The organism is Lysinibacillus sp. SGAir0095 (genome assembly GCF_005491425.1).
Taxonomy (GTDB): Bacteria; Bacillota; Bacilli; order Bacillales_A; family Planococcaceae; genus Ureibacillus.
The window spans coordinates 1-22084 of sequence record NZ_CP028083.1; the positions used below are offsets into that span (position 1 = coordinate 1).

10 protein-coding genes, 2 tRNA genes and 3 rRNA genes are annotated in these 22084 nt (G+C 39.5%); all 15 read left to right on the plus strand.

Going from position 1 to position 22084, the window contains the following annotated elements; genetic code table 11:
- The gene (gene dnaA / locus C1N55_RS00005) at nucleotides 1-1347 is read left to right on the plus strand and encodes a chromosomal replication initiator protein DnaA (RefSeq protein WP_137726934.1); all 1347 of its coding nucleotides are present in this window, start codon (nucleotides 1-3) and stop codon (nucleotides 1345-1347) included.
- Between the two features lie 169 nt (nucleotides 1348-1516).
- Complete coding sequence (gene dnaN, locus C1N55_RS00010) at nucleotides 1517-2653, plus strand: DNA polymerase III subunit beta (protein WP_137726935.1); 1137 nt, start codon at nucleotides 1517-1519, stop codon at nucleotides 2651-2653.
- Between the two features lie 311 nt (nucleotides 2654-2964).
- On the plus strand, nucleotides 2965-3192 hold the full coding sequence (yaaA, locus tag C1N55_RS00015; RefSeq protein WP_137726936.1) for a S4 domain-containing protein YaaA: 228 nt from the start codon (nucleotides 2965-2967) through the stop codon (nucleotides 3190-3192).
- Nucleotides 3193-4305 (plus strand): DNA replication/repair protein RecF, encoded by a 1113-nt coding sequence (gene recF, locus C1N55_RS00020; protein ID WP_137726937.1) that lies wholly within the window; start codon nucleotides 3193-3195, stop codon nucleotides 4303-4305.
- 201 nt (nucleotides 4306-4506) lie between these two features.
- A complete protein-coding gene (gyrB, locus tag C1N55_RS00025; RefSeq protein ID WP_205758497.1) occupies nucleotides 4507-6435 on the plus strand; it encodes a DNA topoisomerase (ATP-hydrolyzing) subunit B in 1929 nt (642 codons plus the stop codon).
- Nucleotides 6436-6750: 315 nt separating this feature from the next.
- The gene (gene gyrA, locus C1N55_RS00030) at nucleotides 6751-9279 is read left to right on the plus strand and encodes a DNA gyrase subunit A (RefSeq protein WP_137726938.1); all 2529 of its coding nucleotides are present in this window, start codon (nucleotides 6751-6753) and stop codon (nucleotides 9277-9279) included.
- 211 nt (nucleotides 9280-9490) lie between these two features.
- Nucleotides 9491-10588 (plus strand): HD-GYP domain-containing protein, encoded by a 1098-nt coding sequence (locus C1N55_RS00035; RefSeq protein ID WP_137726939.1) that lies wholly within the window; start codon nucleotides 9491-9493, stop codon nucleotides 10586-10588.
- Between the two features lie 377 nt (nucleotides 10589-10965).
- Nucleotides 10966-12519: ribosomal RNA gene (locus C1N55_RS00040) — 16S ribosomal RNA — on the plus strand.
- 111 nt (nucleotides 12520-12630) lie between these two features.
- Nucleotides 12631-12707 (plus strand) — tRNA-Ile (locus C1N55_RS00045).
- 13 nt (nucleotides 12708-12720) lie between these two features.
- Nucleotides 12721-12796 (plus strand) — tRNA-Ala (locus tag C1N55_RS00050).
- A gap of 156 nt (nucleotides 12797-12952) precedes the next feature.
- Nucleotides 12953-15872 (plus strand): 23S ribosomal RNA (locus C1N55_RS00055).
- 64 nt (nucleotides 15873-15936) lie between these two features.
- Nucleotides 15937-16052: ribosomal RNA gene (gene rrf / locus C1N55_RS00060) — 5S ribosomal RNA — on the plus strand.
- The 16S, 23S and 5S rRNA genes sit together here with 2 tRNA genes alongside, the layout of an rRNA operon.
- A 922-nt stretch (nucleotides 16053-16974) precedes the next feature.
- Nucleotides 16975-18438: an IMP dehydrogenase gene (gene guaB, locus C1N55_RS00065; protein ID WP_137726940.1), complete on the plus strand. Its 1464-nt coding sequence runs from the start codon at nucleotides 16975-16977 to the stop codon at nucleotides 18436-18438.
- 264 nt (nucleotides 18439-18702) lie between these two features.
- Nucleotides 18703-20037: a D-alanyl-D-alanine carboxypeptidase family protein gene (locus tag C1N55_RS00070; RefSeq protein WP_137726941.1), complete on the plus strand. Its 1335-nt coding sequence runs from the start codon at nucleotides 18703-18705 to the stop codon at nucleotides 20035-20037.
- A gap of 202 nt (nucleotides 20038-20239) precedes the next feature.
- Nucleotides 20240-22075, plus strand: coding sequence for an asparagine synthase (glutamine-hydrolyzing) (asnB, locus tag C1N55_RS00075; protein ID WP_137730475.1), 1836 nt, complete (start codon nucleotides 20240-20242; stop codon nucleotides 22073-22075).
- Nucleotides 22076-22084 lie beyond the last annotated feature (9 nt).

Genomic DNA, 22084 nt, shown 5'->3' on the forward strand with positions numbered 1-22084 from the left:
TTGGAACATTTAGAAGAATTATGGAAAAATGTCCTGGCACAAGTAGAACAAAAAATTTCAAAACCAAGCTTTGAGACGTGGTTAAAGTCAACGAAATTACTTTCTTATAAAGGTTCTAATGTTACAATCGCCGCGCCAAACTCATTTGCTCGTGATTGGCTTGAAAATCATTATGTTCATCTAATCGCGGGCATTTTATCTGAATTAACAGGTGAAGACTTGCTAATTAAATTTGTTGTTCAAAAGGATCAGGACGATGATAACCTTGATTTACCGGTCCCGGTAATCCAGGCAAAAAATGACGATGAACATGCAGAAATTTCACCAGGAATGTTAAATCCAAAGTATACGTTTGATACGTTTGTCATTGGATCTGGGAATCGTTTTGCTCATGCAGCATCTCTTGCAGTTGCAGAAGCTCCTGCAAAAGCCTATAACCCGTTCTTTATTTATGGTGGAGTAGGTTTGGGTAAAACCCATTTAATGCATGCAATTGGTCATTATGTGCTAGAGCATAATCCAAATGCAAAAGTCGTTTATTTATCATCTGAAAAGTTCACGAATGAATTTATTAATTCCATCCGTGATAACAAAGCAGTAGATTTCCGCAATAAATATCGCAATGTCGATGTTTTGCTAATTGATGATATTCAGTTTTTGGCTGGAAAAGAGTCTACTCAAGAAGAGTTTTTCCATACATTTAATACTTTGCATACAGAATCAAAACAAATTGTTATTTCGAGTGATCGACCGCCAAAGGAGATACCAACCTTAGAGGATCGTCTCCGTTCTCGCTTTGAATGGGGACTGATTACCGATATTACACCTCCTGATTTAGAAACACGTATCGCTATTCTTCGTAAAAAGGCTAAGGCAGACGGGCTTAATATACCTAACGAAGTAATGCATTATATTGCAAATCAAATTGATACAAACATTCGAGAATTAGAAGGAGCCTTAATTCGTGTAGTGGCTTATTCGTCTTTAGTGAATCAAGATATTTCTACTGACCTCGCTGCCGCTGCATTAAAAGACATTATCCCTAATTCAAAACCGCGAATGATTACAATTTTAGATATTCAAACAGCTGTTGGAGAGCATTTTAATATTAAATTGGAAGACTTCTCTGCAAAGAGACGTACTAAATCGATTGCATTCCCTAGACAGGTGGCCATGTATTTATCAAGAGAATTAACTGATTTTTCTTTGCCTAAAATAGGGGATGAATTTGGAGGGCGTGATCATACAACTGTAATTCATGCCCATGAAAAAATTGTAAAACTATTAAAAGAAGATCAACTACTTCAGCAAGATATTAAACAAATTCGTAGTATGCTAGGTAAATAAGCTTGTGGATAAATAATAGAATTCCGCACATTTTTATCCACAACTTATCAACATGTGGATAGGTTGATTTTATGCATGTTCCAACAAGTTATACACAAATCCACAGGCCCTATTACTATATCTATTAATATCTTTTAAAAATAATATTATTAATAAGTGAGGTATAACGATGAAATTTGATATTATGCGAGATCGTTTACTAGACGGATTGAACAATGTCATGAAAGCCGTAAGTTCCAAAACAACAATTCCAATTTTAACGGGAATCAAAATTGATGTTACAAACGAGGGAATGACTTTAACTGGTAGTGATGCAGATATTACAATCCAAACATTCATTCCAGTTGAAGAAAACGGGGACCAATTAATCAATATTACTGAAACTGGTTCGATTGTGCTACAAGCTCGTATGTTTAACGAAATCGTCCGTAAATTACCAACAAATGATGTTGAAATTGAAGTTTCAAATGGATTACAAACGCATATTCGCTCAGGTAAATCTGAATTCCATCTTATAGGATCTGATGCATCAGAATATCCTTTATTACCAGAAGTATCTGCAGATCAACAATTTGCTATGCCAGCAGACCTTTTAAAATCAATTATTCGTGAAACGGTATTTGCAGTTGCAACTTCTGAAAGCCGTCCTGTTTTAACAGGTGTTAATTGGCAAATTAACGACAACGAACTAATTTGTATAGCTACAGATAGTCACCGCTTAGCAAGAAGAAAAACAACTCTTGAACAATTGCCAACAGATGTAAAATCAGTTGTCATACCTGGGAAGAGCTTAAATGAATTAAATAAAATTCTTGGTGAGTCAACAAATCCAGTTCAAATCGTAATTACAAGTCAACAAGTCTTATTTAAAGCAGATAATGTATTATTCTTCTCACGTCTTTTAGAAGGTAATTACCCGGAAACATCTCGTTTAATCCCTGAAGAATATAAAACAAATATTACGATTAACGGAAAATCCTTATTACAAGCAATTGACCGTGCTTCTTTATTAGCTCGTGAAGATCGTAATAATGTTGTTCGTTTTGAAACATTTGATGGCAATATTGTCGAAATTTCTTCAAACTCTCCAGAAATTGGAAAAGTAGAGGAACAAATTCAAGTTGAAACGCTTGAGGGGGAAAATTTAAAAATCTCATTCAGTGCGAAATACATGATGGAAGCATTAAAGGCAATTGATGGACAAGATGTAGTGATTCAATTCACAGGAGCAATGCGTCCATTCATTTTACGTTCTGTTCATGATGATGCAATTTTACAATTGATCTTACCTGTAAGAACGTATTAATTTATTTTTGAATTTCAATCTAGTGATAACCACAGTTCGATTATAAGTATTAAAAGCATATGTAAATTTACTGTTAGAAGGGCGTCTCGACATTTATGGGACGCTCTATTTTAATTTAGAATTCAATATAAGAAACTTAGCTCTAAAAAGCAGTATTTCTCTACTTGTTTATGGACCTAAATCGTGGTTTTCTATTATATTTTGACTTTTATTTTATGAAGATGGGGGATTTCTTCTGCTTTCTTTGAGTTTTTGATCAATTTTAGGTATGATAGATGGATAGATGTATGTGTAACGGAGGATGAAATACTTTGGATGAACTTGTAATCGATACAGAATTTATTACCCTTGGCCAAGCACTAAAAATGACGGATGCCATTAGTTCAGGCGGCATGTCTAAATGGTTTCTTCAAGAAAATGATGTCTATGTAAACGGTGAAGTTGATCAACGACGTGGACGCAAATTACGACATGGTGATGTCATAAATATTCCTGGTTGTGGAAGATTCGTCATCGTAAATAAGAACGGAGAAAATTAAATGTTCATCGAGCATTTAAAGCTTACAAATTATCGTAACTATGAAACATTAAAATTAGATTTTTCACCTAAGATTAATGTGTTTATCGGAGAAAATGCTCAAGGGAAAACAAATGTGATGGAATCGATCTATGTTTTAGCTATGGCCAAATCTCACCGAACAAGTAACGATAAAGAATTAATCCGTTGGGACGCAGACTATGGTAAAATAGATGGTGTTGTAAAAAATCGTTATGGCAGCATTCCTATGGAACTATCCATTACCAAAAAAGGTAAAAAAGGAAAAATAAACCATTTAGAACAAACGAAATTAAGTAATTATATAGGTCAAATGAACGTTGTCATGTTTGCACCAGAGGATTTAAATGTTGTAAAAGGAAATCCGCAAATAAGACGTCGTTTTATTGATATGGAGATCGGTCAAATCTCACCGGTCTATCTGCATGATTTACTTACATTTCAAAAATTATTAAAACAACGTAATCATTTGTTAAAGATTAATCAAGGAAAACAGCAAATCGATGATGTTTTATTTGCAATATATACTGAGCAATATATTCACTCAGCTGTCCAAATTATTCGTAAAAGACTTCAGTTTATTGAACTTTTACAAGAATGGGCTGAAAAAATCCATTCTGGTATCTCACGCGGTCTCGAAAAATTAACGATTAAATACCGTGCAACTACAGGGCTAAATCCTGAATGGTCTGAACAAGAAATGGCTACATATCTCGAAAAGAAACTCGCAGAAGTAAAAAAGAGAGAGCTTGAAAGGGGCGTAACATTAGTAGGCCCACATCGTGATGATTTACAATTTTTTGTAAATGACTATGATGTACAAACTTACGGCTCCCAAGGACAGCAACGTACAACAGCGTTGTCTTTGAAACTTGCTGAAATAGAGTTGATTAAGCAAGAAACAAAGGAAGCACCTATTCTGCTTTTAGATGATGTATTGTCTGAGTTGGATGATTATCGCCAATCACATTTATTAAATACCATTCAAGGTGAAGTGCAAACGTTTGTCACAACAACAAGTGTTGATGGGATTCATCATGAAACAATACAGCATGCTAAGATGTTTCACGTGAAACAGGGTACAATCGAAAGTTAAAAATTATAAAAACACTTTTTGCAACTGCAATCACCTTAAATTGCTCTATGGTCTTTTTAGTGGGCAAAAACTATCGAGTTTAGGAAAAGCGTGCAAAAAGTTATGATATAGATTTTTTAAATTATATTTAGAAAGTTTTAGAAATTTTGTTAAAGCTTTTTATTTTTGACACATACTGAGGTAATGAAAGAGTAGGTGAATATGGTGGCTTTAGAAGAGAAACAAGTACAACAAGCATATGATGCCGATCAGATTCAGGTTTTAGAAGGTTTAGAGGCTGTTCGTAAACGTCCAGGGATGTATATCGGCTCCACAAGCTCTAAAGGGCTTCACCATTTAGTTTGGGAAATCGTGGATAACAGTATTGATGAAGCATTAGCGGGTTTCTGTGATCATATTACTGTTGCAATTGAAAAGGAAAACTGGATTCGAGTAGAAGATAATGGACGTGGAATCCCAGTTAGTATTCAAGAAAAAATGGGTATGCCAGCAGTTGAAGTAATTATGACTGTGTTACACGCAGGAGGAAAATTCGGCGGTGGCGGTTATAAGGTATCAGGTGGACTACATGGTGTAGGTGCCTCTGTTGTAAATGCATTATCACTTGATACAGAGGTTTATGTTAAACGTGATGGTCACATTCATAGTATTAAATTTGAACGTGGTCAAACAGTACAACCATTAAAAGTAGTTGGCGATTCTGATGAAACCGGTACAACAACACGCTTCAAAGCCGATCCGGAAATTTTTAAAGAAACAACTGTTTATGAATATGACATATTAGCTACGCGTATTCGCGAACTAGCTTATTTAAACCGTGGTATTCGAATTACGATACAAGATGAACGTGAAGAAGAATTACGTTCAGATAGCTTCCACTTTGAGGGTGGGATTCGTGAGTATGTCGAACATTTAAATAAATCAAAAGAACCGATTCATGAACCAATTGATGTGACAGGCGAAAAGGACGGAATTGCAGTTGAAATTGCTATGCAATACAACGAAGGATTCTCTTCAAACATTTATTCATTTGCCAATAACATTAATACCTATGAAGGTGGTACCCACGAGTCTGGATTCAAAACAGCACTTACACGTGTAATCAATGACTATGCGCGTAAAAATAGCATGTTAAAAGATGCAGACACAAATCTTTCAGGTGAGGATGTACGTGAGGGGTTAACTGCAATTGTATCGGTTAAACATCCTGAGCCTCAATTTGAAGGGCAAACAAAAACAAAGCTAGGAAACTCAGAGGTAAGCTCTATTACAAACTCATTATTCTCTGAAGGATTCGAACGTTTTATGCTAGAAAACCCTTCTGTTGCACGTAAAATTATTGAAAAAGGTTTAATGGCTGCTCGTGCACGAGTTGCAGCGAAAAAAGCTCGTGAATTTACACGTCGTAAATCAGCATTAGAAATTTCAAGTTTACCAGGTAAACTAGCAGACTGTACTTCAACAAATCCATCTGAATCTGAAATCTATATCGTAGAGGGAGATTCTGCGGGTGGTTCAGCTAAATCAGGTCGTGACCGTTATTTCCAAGCAATCTTACCGTTGCGCGGAAAAATCTTAAATGTTGAAAAAGCGAATTTAAACCGTATTTTATCGAACGCGGAAATTCGTGCCATGATTACTGCCTTTGGTACGGGGATTGGTGAAGAGTTCGATTTAGAAAAAGCACGTTATCATAAAATTGTCATTATGACAGATGCCGATGTTGACGGAGCTCACATTCGTATATTATTACTTACATTCTTCTTTAGATTCATGCGTCCACTAATTGAAGCAGGCTATGTATATGCTGCTCAACCGCCTTTATATCAAATTAAACAAGGTAAACATGTGGAGTATTGTTACTCTGATGAAGAGCTTCAAGAAATATTAACTCGTTTAGGAAATACACCAAAACCAGTCGTTCAACGCTACAAAGGTTTAGGTGAGATGAACGCTGAACAATTATGGGATACAACAATGGATCCTGAGCATCGTACGCTTTTACAAGTGGAACTGGATGATGCCATGAGAGCAGATGAAATATTCCAAGAGTTAATGGGTGATGAGGTAGAGCCTCGTAGACGATTCATTGAAGAAAATGCAGTTTACGTTCAAAACTTAGATATCTAACTTCATTCAGTATAATTCTTCAATCTTCTATAAGTGGTGAGATGAACGCTAAAGGTACTCAATTCAGTTGGGGTTTGTCCCACTTAATGAAGCTATGCCTCCGGCGGGTGCCACAGATTTTTAATAGGAAATTTAAAGAGGGAGTTAGCCCATGATGGTCGTGTCCCTGCGATAAAGGCTAACTCCCCCGCATCTTGCAGGCCTTAGCTAAGATAAAATCTGGGCGCACATGTTTTGACTGCCACGAAAGCCTGCGACAGTCGCACATACGCCAAGGCGAATTTGATAAGATCGTTTTAAAAGGAGGTCTTCCTTGTGTCCGAAAGTCAACACGAAGGTGTAAAAGGAATAAAAATAAGTGAAGAAGTACAAACATCATTTTTAAACTATGCTATGAGTGTTATTGTTTCACGTGCATTACCAGATGTACGTGACGGTTTAAAACCTGTACACCGTCGTATTTTATATGGAATGCAAGAATTGGGAAATACATCTGATAAGCCCTATAAAAAGAGTGCTCGTATAGTCGGGGACGTTATGGGTAAATATCATCCACATGGTGACTCATCTATTTATGATGCAATGGTACGTATGGCGCAGCCTTTTAGCTATCGTTATATGCTTGTTGATGGTCATGGGAACTTCGGGTCTGTCGATGGAGATGGTGCAGCGGCGATGCGTTATACTGAATCTCGTATGTCGAAAATCACGATGGAAATGCTACGAGATATCAATAAAGATACAATTGACTATCAAGATAACTATGATGGCAATGAAAGAGAGCCAGTCGTATTACCTGCTCGTATCCCAAATCTATTATTAAACGGTGCATCAGGTATTGCGGTAGGGATGGCAACAAACATTCCACCACATCAATTAGGTGAAACAATTGATGCCGTGATTGCATTATCTGAAAATCCTGCCATCACAACAGAAGAATTGATGGAGATTATTCCTGGCCCAGATTTTCCAACAGGCGGAGTAATATTAGGACGCAGTGGTATTCGTCGTGCCTATGAAACAGGTCGCGGTTCAATTACTGTACGTGCAAAAGCAGAAATCGAAACCAAATCAAATGGAAAAGAAACAATTATCGTTAACGAAATTCCTTATCAAGTAAATAAAGCAAGACTTATTGAAAAAATTGCTGAATTGGTAAGAGATAAAAAAATTGATGGCATTACAAATTTACGAGATGAATCCGATCGCCGTGGTATGCGAATTGTAATGGAAATCCGTAAAGATGCCAATGCCAACGTAATTTTAAATAATTTATATAAACAAACAGCGATGCAATCAAACTTCGGTGTGAACATGCTGGCTTTAGTAGATGGTCAACCTAAAGTATTGAGTTTGAAGGAAGTCCTGCATCACTACTTAGAGCATCAAAAAGTAGTGATCACTCGTCGTACACAATTCGAGCTGAAAAAAGCAGAAGATCGAGCTCATATTTTAGAAGGTTTAAGAATAGCCCTTGATCATATTGATGAAATCATTTCAATCATTCGTTCATCCCGTTCAGGTGATGAAGCAAAACCAATCTTAATGGAACGTTTCAGCTTAACTGACCGTCAAGCACAAGCAATCTTAGATATGCGTCTGGTCCGTTTAAGTGGTTTAGAACGTGAGAAAATTGAAAATGAATATCAAGAGCTTCAAGCTTTAATTAGTAAATTAAGAGCTATTTTAGCTGATGAAGGTAAAATCATCGACATTATTCGAACAGAAATGATCGAAATTAAAGAACGTTTCAATGATAAACGTCGTACAGAAATTACTGCTGGCGGATTAGAAATGATTGAAGACGAAGATTTAATTACACGAGAAGATTCTGTACTTACTTTAACGCATAATGGCTACATAAAAAGGCTTGCTTCCAATACGTATCGTAGCCAAAAACGTGGTGGTCGCGGTGTTCAGGGAATGGGAACACATGATGATGATTTCGTAGAGCATTTACTTTTCACTTCGACTCACGATACGATTTTATTCTTTACGACCAAAGGGAAAGTATATCGTGCAAAAGGATATGAAATTCCCGAATTTGGCCGTACAGCTAAAGGTCTACCGATTGTAAATCTGTTAAATCTAGAAAAAGAAGAAAAAGTAACTGCCATGATCCGTGTTGATGAATTCAAAGAGGATGCTTATTTAATCTTTACTACGAAAACAGGTATTACAAAACGAACTCAGCTTTCACAATTCGCACATATTCGCACAAGTGGTTTAATTGCCATTAATCTTCATGATGATGATGATTTAATTTCTGTACGTTTAACGGATGGAACAAAAGACGTCATTATCGGAACACATGATGGAATGCTCATCCGATTCAAGGAAGAAGAGATTCGTTCTATGGGACGAACGGCATCCGGTGTACGCGGTATCAAGCTACGTGAAAGTGATTATGTGGTTGGGATGGAAATAGTTGAACCAGGACATGAAATCTTAGTTGTTACTGAAAAAGGCTATGGAAAACGAACTCCAGAATCAGAATATCGTCTACAAAGCCGTGGTGGAGTAGGGTTAAAAACTATCCAAATTACAGATAAAAATGGGCCGATGTGTGCTGTTAAAACAGTAGACGGCACTGAAGATATTATGCTTATTACAATCAATGGTATTCTAATCCGTATGGATGTAAATGATATTTCCGTTATTGGCCGAAGCACTCAAGGTGTCCGATTAATTCGTTTAGGTAATGAGGAACTTGTTGCAACAGTTGCTCGTGTAAAAAAAGATGAAGAAGAGATAGAAGAGGATGCATCAGAAGAAACTACTGAATCAGAAATGACTGAGGAAGTAGATATTGAAGCTTCAGAGATAGATCCAGAAGAAAAATAATATAGATTATTCACTATTAACCAGAAACCTGCATATTTAGGTTTTCTGGTTTTTCTTATGTTTAAAATTGAGAAGGTTGATGAATTTTATAACCATATAAATGATTTTAAAAGATTGTAAGTGTAGTATAATTCTTATAAGTCTAACAGTAAGTAAAGAATTCATACCTCTATTAGCTTCTTAAAAACTTAAACAGAGATGAGGTTTTAGTTTGGAAACTATCTACGTTAATAGCAATAACTTAAGGGTTGGAAAGGTAATAGCGGACGATATATTTGCTAATACCAAGTATCCTATTATCCATAAAAATACAATAACTTCCAAGGAAGTACTGCATGTTCTGCAAGCATTCAATATCTTTAAAGTTCCGGTATTATTGGAAGAAAGCGAAAACCAACTAGAGCAAAAAGATGAGTTAATCAATTCGGAAATAAAAATAGAAGTACCTCAGCCTTTTATGTCGTTTGAAAAAATATATCTCGATGCCGTAGAAGAGTTTAAAAAAGTATTTTTTGATTGGGAATCGGGTTCAAAAGTAGATATTACTAAAGTAAGAGGCATTATTTTACCACTAATAGATAAAGTTCTAGAAGAACGATCGATTCTTTTTAAGCTTAACAGTCTATCTAACACTAAGGATTATTTATATCATCATTGTCTTGCTACGGGTTTAATTAGTGCGATTGTTACGCAAAAACTAGGCTATGAACGAGGCTTTATCTTACAAATGGCAGTAGCTGGGACCTTGGCGGATTGTGGGATGGCAAAAATCCCTCATCATATTAGGGAAAAGAAGGGAACTTTAACAGAACAAGAGTTTCTATTAATACGTCAGCATCCAATATTTAGTTTCAGAATGGTTGAAAGTCTACCAGCTATGAAAGAAGAAATGAAACTTGCTATTTATCAGCATCATGAACGTCTAGATGGCAGTGGATATGTGGAAGGCGTAAAGCTGGGGAAAATTTCAATATTTTCTCAAATAATTGCAGTAGCAGATACTTTCCATGCAATGACAAGTGAACGTGTTTACCGTTCTAAGGAATCGCCATTTAAAGTGATCGAAATGATTAAGGAATCGGAGTTTGGCAAATTTGATATCAAAGTTGTCCAAGCCCTTGTTGATTTAGTTGCTGGACTTCCGATAGGAACTATTATTGAATTATCAAATCAAGAGATTGGCGAAGTCATGTTTATTAACAGTTTTGCACCTACAAGACCTTTAGTAAAACTCGTTAATAAGGGTGATATTATTGATCTATCAAAACAAAGAAACATATACATTTCGCAGGTTATAACAGATAAGTAAAAACTTTATTTTGATATAAATGAGCGCAAGAAAGTTTGTTACTTTCTTGTGCTTTTATATTTGGTGAAAAAGGTGGGGAGCAAAGAAATCTCCATAAAATGAATGAAGGAATGTAGTGTATTATATAAGTATTAAGGCATTTAATTGCGAGTGAATATAAAAGGTTTTATAGAAAAATATTTTTTTTGATTAAAGTGTTGACGTTTAGTTAAATACTTGTTATTATAAATAAGTCGCCAAGAGGTGACGCGATATGAACCTTGAAAACTGAACAACAAAACGTTAATGAATATAGTTTCCTCTATTAATTTAGAGAAACGAAATTTTGGACATCAAAATTGATGCCAGCAAAAATTTGAGCTAATCAAATTTTCTCTTTTATGGAGAGTTTGATCCTGGCTCAGGACGAACGCTGGCGGCGTGCCTAATACATGCAAGTCGAGCGGACTTGATGGGAGCTTGCTCCTGTCAAGTTAGCGGCGGACGGGTGAGTAACACGTGGGCAACCTGCCCTATAGTTGGGGATAACTCCGGGAAACCGGGGCTAATACCGAATAATACATTTCATCTCCTGTTGAAATGTTGAAAGATGGTTTACGCTATCGCTATAGGATGGGCCCGCGGCGCATTAGCTAGTTGGTGAGGTAACGGCTCACCAAGGCGACGATGCGTAGCCGACCTGAGAGGGTGATCGGCCACACTGGGACTGAGACACGGCCCAGACTCCTACGGGAGGCAGCAGTAGGGAATCTTCCACAATGGGCGAAAGCCTGATGGAGCAACGCCGCGTGAGTGAAGAAGGTTTTCGGATCGTAAAACTCTGTTGTAAGGGAAGAACAAGTACAGTAGTAACTGGCTGTACCTTGACGGTACCTTATTAGAAAGCCACGGCTAACTACGTGCCAGCAGCCGCGGTAATACGTAGGTGGCAAGCGTTGTCCGGAATTATTGGGCGTAAAGCGCGCGCAGGTGGTCCTTTAAGTCTGATGTGAAAGCCCACGGCTCAACCGTGGAGGGTCATTGGAAACTGGGGGACTTGAGTGCAGAAGAGGAAAGTGGAATTCCAAGTGTAGCGGTGAAATGCGTAGAGATTTGGAGGAACACCAGTGGCGAAGGCGACTTTCTGGTCTGTAACTGACACTGAGGCGCGAAAGCGTGGGGAGCAAACAGGATTAGATACCCTGGTAGTCCACGCCGTAAACGATGAGTGCTAAGTGTTAGGGGGTTTCCGCCCCTTAGTGCTGCAGCTAACGCATTAAGCACTCCGCCTGGGGAGTACGGTCGCAAGACTGAAACTCAAAGGAATTGACGGGGGCCCGCACAAGCGGTGGAGCATGTGGTTTAATTCGAAGCAACGCGAAGAACCTTACCAGGTCTTGACATCCCATTGACCGCTATGGAGACATAGCTTTCCCTTCGGGGACAGTGGTGACAGGTGGTGCATGGTTGTCGTCAGCTCGTGTCGTGAGATGTTGGGTTAAGTCCCGCAACGAGCGCAACCCTTGTTCTTAGTTGCCATCATTTAGTTGGGCACTCTAAGGAGACTGCCGGTGACAAACCGGAGGAAGGTGGGGATGACGTCAAATCATCATGCCCCTTATGACCTGGGCTACACACGTGCTACAATGGACGGTACAAACGGTTGCCAACCCGCGAGGGGGAGCTAATCCGATAAAACCGTTCTCAGTTCGGATTGTAGGCTGCAACTCGCCTACATGAAGCCGGAATCGCTAGTAATCGCGGATCAGCATGCCGCGGTGAATACGTTCCCGGGCCTTGTACACACCGCCCGTCACACCACGAGAGTTTGTAACACCCGAAGCCGGTGGGGTAACCCTTTTGGGAGCCAGCCGTCGAAGGTGGGACAGATGATTGGGGTGAAGTCGTAACAAGGTAGCCGTATCGGAAGGTGCGGCTGGATCACCTCCTTTCTAAGGATATTTAACGGAATGGTTGACCTTCTGTGGTCAAACCAACATTAACGTTTTGTGTTCAGTTTTGAAGATTTATCATAACAATTTAATTTATATAAACTTCAAAGAGGGCCTATAGCTCAGCTGGTTAGAGCGCACGCCTGATAAGCGTGAGGTCGATGGTTCGAGTCCATTTAGGCCCACCATATATACCTTTTTGGGGCCTTAGCTCAGCTGGGAGAGCGCCTGCCTTGCACGCAGGAGGTCAGCGGTTCGATCCCGCTAGGCTCCACCAAATTTATATTACTATTCAATGACATTGTGATTGAATTTAGTATACTTGTTCTTTGAAAACTGGATAAAACGACATTGAAAGCAACAAAATTCAAGTAATTGATTGTGTAGTTCTTAAGTCTTTTCTTTTTTAGAAAAGCAGTAACTGATCTTTATAGGTTAAGTTATTAAGGGCGCACGGTGGATGCCTTGGCACTAGGAGCCGAAGAAGGACGGCACTAACACCGATATGCTTCGGGGAGCTGTAAGTAAGCTTTGATCCGGAGATTTCCGAATGGGGGAACCCACTGTTCGTAATGGAACAGTATCTTGACGTGAATACATAGCGTCTTGAAGGCAGACCCAGGGAACTGAAACATCTAAGTACCTGGAGGAAGAGAAAGAAATTATTCGATTCCCTGAGTAGCGGCGAGCGAAACGGGAAGAGCCCAAACCAAGAGGCTTGCCTCTTGGGGTTGTAGGACACTCTATATGGAGTTACAAAGGAATGAATTAGGCGAAGCGATCTGGAAAGGTCCGCCATAGCGGGTAAAAGCCCCGTAGTCGAAAGTTCATTCTCTCTTGAGTGTATCCTGAGTACGGCGGAACACGTGAAATTCCGTCGGAATCCGGGAGGACCATCTCCCAAGGCTAAATACTACCTAGTGACCGATAGTGAACCAGTACCGTGAGGGAAAGGTGAAAAGCACCCCGGAAGGGGAGTGAAATAGAACCTGAAACCGTGTGCCTACAAGTAGTTAGAGCCCGTTAATGGGTGATAGCGTGCCTTTTGTAGAATGAACCGGCGAGTTACGATTACGTGCAAGGTTAAGCTGAGAAGGCGGAGCCGTAGCGAAAGCGAGTCTGAATAGGGCGAATGAGTACGTGGTCGTAGACCCGAAACCAGGTGATCTACCCATGTCCAGGGTGAAGGTGAGGTAACACTCACTGGAGGCCCGAACCCACGCACGTTGAAAAGTGCGGGGATGAGGTGTGGGTAGCGGAGAAATTCCAATCGAACTTGGAGATAGCTGGTTCTCTCCGAAATAGCTTTAGGGCTAGCCTCGTGATAGAGAATACTGGAGGTAGAGCACTGTTTGGACTAGGGGGGCATCTCGCTTTACCGAATTCAGACAAACTCCGAATGCCAGATATTTATACACGGGAGTCAGACTGCGAGTGATAAGATCCGTAGTCAAAAGGGAAACAGCCCAGACCACCAGCTAAGGTCCCAAAGTAATCGTTAAGTGGAAAAGGATGTGGCGTTGCTTAGACAACCAGGATGTTGGCTTAGAAGCAGCCATCATTTAAAGAGTGCGTAATAGCTCACTGGTCGAGTGACGCTGCGCCGAAAATGTATCGGGGCTAAACGATTCACCGAAGCTGTGGATGGACATCTAAGATGTCCGTGGTAGGAGAGCGTTCTAAGTGCGTTGAAGTCAGACCGGAAGGACTGGTGGAGCGCTTAGAAGTGAGAATGCCGGTATGAGTAGCGAAAGATGGGTGAGAATCCCATCCACCGTATGACTAAGGTTTCCTGAGGAAGGCTCGTCCGCTCAGGGTTAGTCGGGACCTAAGTCGAGGCCGATAGGCGTAGACGATGGACAACAGGTTGATATTCCTGTACCACCTCCCCGCCGTTTGAGTAATGGGGGGACGCAGTAGGATAAGATAAGCGTACCGTTGGTTGAGTACGCCCAAGCAGTAAGGCGTGGAAGTAGGCAAATCCGCTTCCTGTAACGTTGAGCTGTGATGGGGAGCTCTTTAGAGCGAAGTATCTGATTTCACGCTGCCAAGAAAAGCCTCTAGCGAGGCGGGAGGTGCCCGTACCGCAAACCGACACAGGTAGTCGAGGAGAGAATCCTAAGGTGTGCGAGAGAACTCTCGTTAAGGAACTCGGCAAAATGACCCCGTAACTTCGGGAGAAGGGGTGCTCTCAGCAATGAGAGCCGCAGTGAATAGGCCCAGGCGACTGTTTAGCAAAAACACAGGTCTCTGCAAAACCGTAAGGTGACGTATAGGGGCTGACGCCTGCCCGGTGCTGGAAGGTTAAGAGGAGGGGTTAGCGCAAGCGAAGCTCTGAATTGAAGCCCCAGTAAACGGCGGCCGTAACTATAACGGTCCTAAGGTAGCGAAATTCCTTGTCGGGTAAGTTCCGACCCGCACGAAAGGCGTAACGATCTGGGCACTGTCTCAACGAGAGACTCGGTGAAATTATAGTACCTGTGAAGATGCAGGTTACCCGCGACAGGACGGAAAGACCCCGTGGAGCTTTACTGTAGCCTGATATTGAATTTTGGTACAACTTGTACAGGATAGGTAGGAGCCAGAGAACTCGGAGCGCCAGCTTCGAGGGAGGCGTCGGTGGGATACTACCCTGGTTGTATTGAAATTCTAACCCATACCCGTAAGCCGGGTAGGAGACAGTGTCAGGTGGACAGTTTGACTGGGGCGGTCGCCTCCTAAAAGGTAACGGAGGCGCCCAAAGGTTCCCTCAGAATGGTTGGAAATCATTCGTAGAGTGTAAAGGCACAAGGGAGCTTGACTGCGAGACCTACAAGTCGAGCAGGGTCGAAAGACGGGCTTAGTGATCCGGTGGTTCCGCATGGAAGGGCCATCGCTCAACGGATAAAAGCTACCCCGGGGATAACAGGCTTATCTCCCCCAAGAGTCCACATCGACGGGGAGGTTTGGCACCTCGATGTCGGCTCATCGCATCCTGGGGCTGTAGTCGGTCCCAAGGGTTGGGCTGTTCGCCCATTAAAGCGGTACGCGAGCTGGGTTCAGAACGTCGTGAGACAGTTCGGTCCCTATCCGTCGTGGGCGTAGGAAATTTGAGAGGAGCTGTCCTTAGTACGAGAGGACCGGGATGGACACACCGCTGGTGTACCAGTTGTCTTGCCAAAGGCATCGCTGGGTAGCTATGTGTGGACGGGATAAGTGCTGAAAGCATCTAAGCATGAAGCCCCCCTCAAGATGAGATTTCCCATTACGCAAGTAAGTAAGATCCCTCAAAGACGATGAGGTAGATAGGTTCGAGGTGGAAGTGTGGTGACACATGGAGCTGACGAATACTAATCGATCGAGGACTTAACCAAATCTTGAATGCAATCAATGTCTTTATCCAGTTTTGAGAGAACAAAGTTCTTTCAACTAAATAAGTCTAGTGATGATGGCAAAGAGGTCACACCCGTTCCCATACCGAACACGGAAGTTAAGCTCTTTAGCGCCGATGGTAGTTGGGGGCTTCCCCCTGTGAGAGTAGGACGTCGCTAGGCAAATGAAACCACTGAGGATTCAGTGGTTTTTTTATTGCAAAATGCCACAACAATAAGAACTGAAGATTATTAGTTGTGGCTAAGAAGAAGAGATAAATACGGAAGAAAGAACTCGACATGTGCCAGAACCGAGGATAACAAGGGATCAAGAAGGATCAAGCGCGGTGTACTTTTTACACAAGTCTTGACTTGACGCAGTTAGCCGACGTGTCATCGAACTTCGCAGTTAGAGTGGATGGTAGATAGGGGAATCCTGTGAGAGTTGGAACGTCACTAGGCAAACGAAAAAACACTGAGAATTCAGTGTTTTTTTTTATAAAAATTGAAAAAAGGAAGTAATTAATAATAATCATATTTATTAAATGTGAGGAAATGAAGAATATTTCAAATCGTAATTTTTAATTTAGTAATGACTAGAGAGAGAAATATATGTAAGTGTCTGTTGAAATTTATCGTGTCACTCTAACTTATCAGATAGCCTCATATAAGATGAAAATGTTGAATTTAATCTATCCTGTAGAATCTACAAAGTGTTATTAGGTAGGGTTTAAAAGATACATATTATTAGTTATATTTTATATAAATTTTTTTTATAAACAGCTCTCAACTAAAACTTAAATTTGTTTTCATAATTAATTGGAATATGAAATTATTAAAGGGAAAATATAACTAAGTAAGTTGAATTCGTTTACAAACCTTGAACATTTTATATTTAGTATTCAAATTAAATAATTATCCTATCGAGGTAAATACTAAGCTAAAGTTGTTCATAAGATTTACTAAAGAGTTGCATGAAAGGGAAAAATGCTAAAAATAATAGAATAATCGGAATAATCTTTCTTTTAAAGTGTCCTTGACACTTAGATTCCATGTTGTTAATCTTACAATTAATATTCTTTAAGAAAATGGAGGCATTTACGAAATGTGGGAAACGAAATTTGCCAAAGAAGGCTTAACATTTGATGATGTTTTATTAGTACCAGCGCATTCAGAAGTATTACCAAAAACGGTTGACTTATCTTCACAATTAACTCCAAAAATCAAATTGAATATCCCGATTATTAGTGCAGGAATGGATACTGTAACTGAATCCAAAATGGCGATTGCTATGGCTCGTCAGGGTGGAATTGGGATTATCCATAAAAATATGAGTATTGAAGAACAAGCTGAAGAAGTTGAAAAAGTGAAGAGATCTGAAAATGGTGTTATTACAAATCCGTTTTTCTTAACTCCAACTCATCAAGTATTTGACGCAGAGCATTTAATGGGTAAATATCGCATTTCAGGTGTCCCAATTGTAAATAATGAAGAAGATTTAACATTAGTAGGAATTATAACAAATCGTGACTTACGTTTTATATCTGATTATTCACTTAAAATTGAAGATGTAATGACAAAAGAAGCATTAATTACAGCACCTGTTGGAACAACGTTAGAGGAAGCTGAAAAAATCCTTCAACAATATAAAATTGAGAAGCTTCCAATTGTTGATGAAAATGGTAAGTTAACTGGGTTAATTACAATCAAGGATATCGAAAAAGTAATTGAATTCCCAAATGCTGCAAAAGATGAACTAGGCCGTTTACTAGTAGGAGCAGCGGTTGGTGTTTCAAGTGATACAATGCAACGTGTATCAAAGCTTGTAGAAGCACAGGTTGATATCATTGTAATTGATACAGCACATGGCCATTCACAAGGTGTAATTGAAACGGTAAAGCAAATTCGTGAAACTTTCCCTGAATTAGAAATTATCGCTGGAAATGTAGCAACTGGAGAAGCTACTCGTGCTTTATATGAAGCTGGTGCAGATGTAGTAAAAGTTGGTATCGGACCTGGCTCAATTTGTACAACTCGTGTTGTAGCTGGTGTTGGTGTACCTCAAATCACCGCTGTTTATGATTGTGCAACAGTTGCTCGAGAAATGGGTAAAACAATTATTGCAGATGGTGGTATTAAATACTCTGGAGATATCGTAAAAGCTCTGGCTGCAGGTGGACATGTTGTAATGCTTGGTTCTTTACTTGCAGGAACTTCTGAATCCCCTGGTGAAACGGAAATCTTCCAAGGGCGACGCTTTAAAGTTTACCGAGGTATGGGCTCATTGGCTGCAATGGAAAAAGGTTCAAAAGACCGTTACTTCCAAGAGGATGCGAAAAAACTTGTACCAGAAGGAATTGAAGGACGACTTCCATATAAAGGACCTCTAACTGATACAATCCATCAACTGCTTGGTGGTATTCGTGCAGGAATGGGTTATTGTGGAGCACCTAGCTTAGAAAGCTTGCGTGAGAACTCACAATTTATTCGTATGACAGGTGCAGGTCTTCGTGAATCGCATCCACATGATGTCCAAATCACAAAAGAAGCACCTAACTATTCACTATAAGTAGGAAACCTTAAGCATACTTTTAACGTCAATATTTGATGTTAGAAGTGTGCTTTTTATCTCTTTTTCAAGTAGATAGTAGCTCTCTAGACAGGAGTTTGATAGGAAAATAATAGTTTGATGAATAGCAATTTGTAAAAAAAACATAAATTTAACTAAATATAATGTGTAACCATGATTTTCTATTCTAAACGTAATATTTTTCTTGCACGTTCTATGATAAAATGACGAAAGTAAAGTAAATAATATATTGGAGGTTTTTTTGTGAGAACAGCTAAGAAAGCATCTTGGTTTAGCCTTTTGATAATTCCTATTCTGTTAATCAGCACATTTGTTACAGCTACACCAAGTGCAAGTGCAGAAACAGACTTAGGTATAAACGTTGATGCAGCGATTTTAATTGACGCAGATACAGGGAAGATTTTATACGAACAAAACGCAGATACTTCTTTAGGAATTGCTAGTATGTCAAAAATGATGTCTGAGTACATCCTGTTAGATGCGATTAAAGAAGGAACGATAACTTGGGATCAACAATACCGTGTTACCGAGTATACATATAAAATGTCACAAGACCGTGCTTTAAGTAATGTACCTTTACGTGCAGATGGTACATATTCCATTCAAGAATTATATGAAGCAATGGCAATCTATTCAGCAAATGCTGCAACGGTAGGAATTGCTGAAACAATTGCTGGTTCTGAAAAAGAATTTGTGAAATTGATGAATGAAAAAGCAGAAGAAATAGGTCTAGAAGGATATAGTTTTGTTAACTCGACTGGTTTAAATAACGCGGATCTTTTTGGAATGCATCCAGAAGGTACTGGTGCTGAAGATGAAAACGTTATGCCGGCTAGATCTGTAGCAAAGCTTGCTTACCATCTATTAAAAGATCACCCAGAAGTTTTAGAGACTTCTAGTATTCCAAAGAAAACTTTCCGTGAAGGAACTGAAGACCAAATTGAAATGGCAAACTGGAACTGGATGCTGCCAGGTTTAGTAAGTGAATACCAAGGTGTAGATGGTTTAAAAACAGGTTCTACACTTTTAGCAGGTCAATGTTTTACAGGAACTGCGGAACGTAATGGGACTCGTTTAATCGCTGTCGTAATGAATGCAAAGGATTCTAACGGCGATAGTGTTCGTACGGCACGTTTTGATGCAGCTGCAAAACTATTTGACTATGGTTTTGGCCAATTTACTAAACAAGAGATTGTTCCTGGTAACTTTGTTTTTGAAGGCAATGAAACACTTGCTGTAACAAAAGGTAAAGAAAAAAATGTAGAAATTGCAGTGAAAGAACCAATTTCTTTTGTAGTGAAAACTAGTGAAAAAGATTTATATGTCCCTAAACTAGAATTAGATAAGAAATCGCTTGAAGCAGCTGTTGAAAAAGGTACTGTCGTTGGGAAAGTTGTCATCGAAAAAACAGAAGGTGAAGATTATGGATTTATCGATAGCAAAAGTTTTTCAACTGATGTCGTAACAACAAGCAGTGTTGAACGTGCTGGATTTGTATCTCTATTCTTCCAAGGAGTGGGTAGCTTCTTCGGTAATGTTTGGGACGGTATTACAGGGTTCGTCGGTGGATTATTTTAATTAACTAAATAAAAAAGTTCATATAGAGCTGTTCTGTAGATGAAAATCTATAGAGCAGCTTTTTTAATAGAAAAATGCTTTCAGACTGACATATTAGAAAACCTATACCCCAAAAATTAGATTGTCACACACTTTTTTTTTTTGGACAAAACAATCTTGCCCAATTTCTTCATAAGTTAGTAGGTGAAGGAGCGTGATAAAAGTGTGCGGAATTACAGGGTGGATTGATTATACACAATCCCTAAAGAATCAAGATGGAATGATAAAGGCTATGACAGAAACATTAAATAAGAGAGGTCCAGATGATGGCAATGTTTGGTCCAGCACACATGCTCTATTAGGGCATCGTCGCTTAGCTGTAATTGATTTGATTGGTGGGAAGCAGCCAATGACGAAGGTGCACCAAAACAACTCCTATTGCATGGTGTATAACGGGGAACTTTATAATACAGAAGATATTCGCCAAGAGCTTTTAAAACGTGGCTATAGCTTTTCTACGTCTTCAGATACGGAAGTGTTGCTAGCTTCATTCATTGAGTGGAGAGAGCAATGTGTCGAGTATTTAAATGGAATTTACGCATTTGCAGTATGGGATGAACAGGAAGAGGCGTTATATGCCTTCCGAGATCGTCTAGGGGTTAAGCCGTTCTTTTATGTGTTAAAAGCGGGTTCTCTCCTTTTTGGTTCTGAAATTAAGTCGATACTCGCAAATCCTCAAATTACCCCTCAAATTGACCGCAGGGGCCTTGCAGCGTTATTAAGCATTGGTCCATCAAGAGTGCCAGGAAATGGTGTATATAAAGGAATTGAAGAGCTTGAGCCAGGAAATGCATTTAAATTTTCTAAAGAGGGCTTGAAAAAATGGCGTTACTGGAACGTAAAAAGTGAAAAGCATGAACATAACTTTGAAGAGACGGTTGAGCAAGTACGCTATTTAGTAACAGACGCCATTAAACGTCAGCTAGTTTCAGATGTACCACTTTGTACCTTCTTGTCTGGTGGTTTGGATTCGAGTATTATTACGGCTATCGCTGCCAATACGTACAATCAAGAAGGCCGTACATTACAGACTTACTCCATTGATTATGAAGGCAATGAAAAGTTTTTTGAAAAGAATGACTTTCAAACATCCCAGGATAGCTACTGGATTAACAAAATGACGGAAGAATTCAAAACAAATCACTTCGATATTATTCTGTCTCAAAAAGATATTGTTGATTATTTAGAAGAAGCCATGCTAGTACGTGACTTACCTGGTATGGTGGATATTGATAGTTCATTACTGGTAGCTTGCCGTGTGATAAAAGAAGGGTATACAGTGGCTTTATCCGGTGAATGTGCTGATGAGGTATTTGGTGGATATCCGTGGTTCCATCGTGATTATGAGCTTTTCCCATGGATTCGGTCAGCCGATGAGCGGGAAGGCTTCCTAAGAAAAGAATGGCAATCTAAACTTCAATTAAAAGAATTTATGAAGTATGCCTTTGAGGAAGCTGTTAAGGATTCACCAAAGCTTGAAGGGGAAGATTCAAAAGCAGCAAAACAACGAGAGCTATTTTACTTAAATATGCGTTATTTTATGCAAACTTTATTGGAACGAAAGGATCGCATGAGTATGGGGGCTAGTTTAGAGGTTCGTGTACCATTTGCAGATCATCGAATCGTAGAGTACGCATGGAATATTCCGTGGGAAATGAAAAACGTGGCAAATATGGAGAAGGGACTTTTACGTAAAGCAGTGGAAGGACTTTTACCAGAAGAAGTATTATATCGCAAAAAGAATCCATATCCAAAAACATATCATCCAGCTTACACAAATGGTGTGAAAGATTTGTTGAGCAGTACACTTTCCAGAAAAGATTCGATACTGCATGAGCTATTTGAAAAAGAGCAACTAGCAAGCCTGGTCGCAACAGGCGGATCCTCTTTTAAAGTGCCATGGTTTGGCCAGTTGATGGCAGGTCCACAGCTACTTGCATACTTAGTCCAAATCGATCGCTGGTTTGAAAATTATCATATTGAATTACTGGATCAATAATTAAGAAGG

Excerpts from the sequence above, each read along its gene's own strand:
- guaB (WP_137726940.1), top strand. The coding sequence starts at position 16,975 with ATGTGGGAAACGAAATTTGCCAAAGAAGGCTTAACATTTGATGATGTT.
- dnaN (WP_137726935.1), top strand. The coding sequence starts at position 1,517 with ATGAAATTTGATATTATGCGAGATCGTTTACTAGACGGATTGAACAAT.
- recF (WP_137726937.1), top strand. The coding sequence starts at position 3,193 with ATGTTCATCGAGCATTTAAAGCTTACAAATTATCGTAACTATGAAACA.
- gyrB (WP_205758497.1), top strand. The coding sequence starts at position 4,507 with ATGGTGGCTTTAGAAGAGAAACAAGTACAACAAGCATATGATGCCGAT.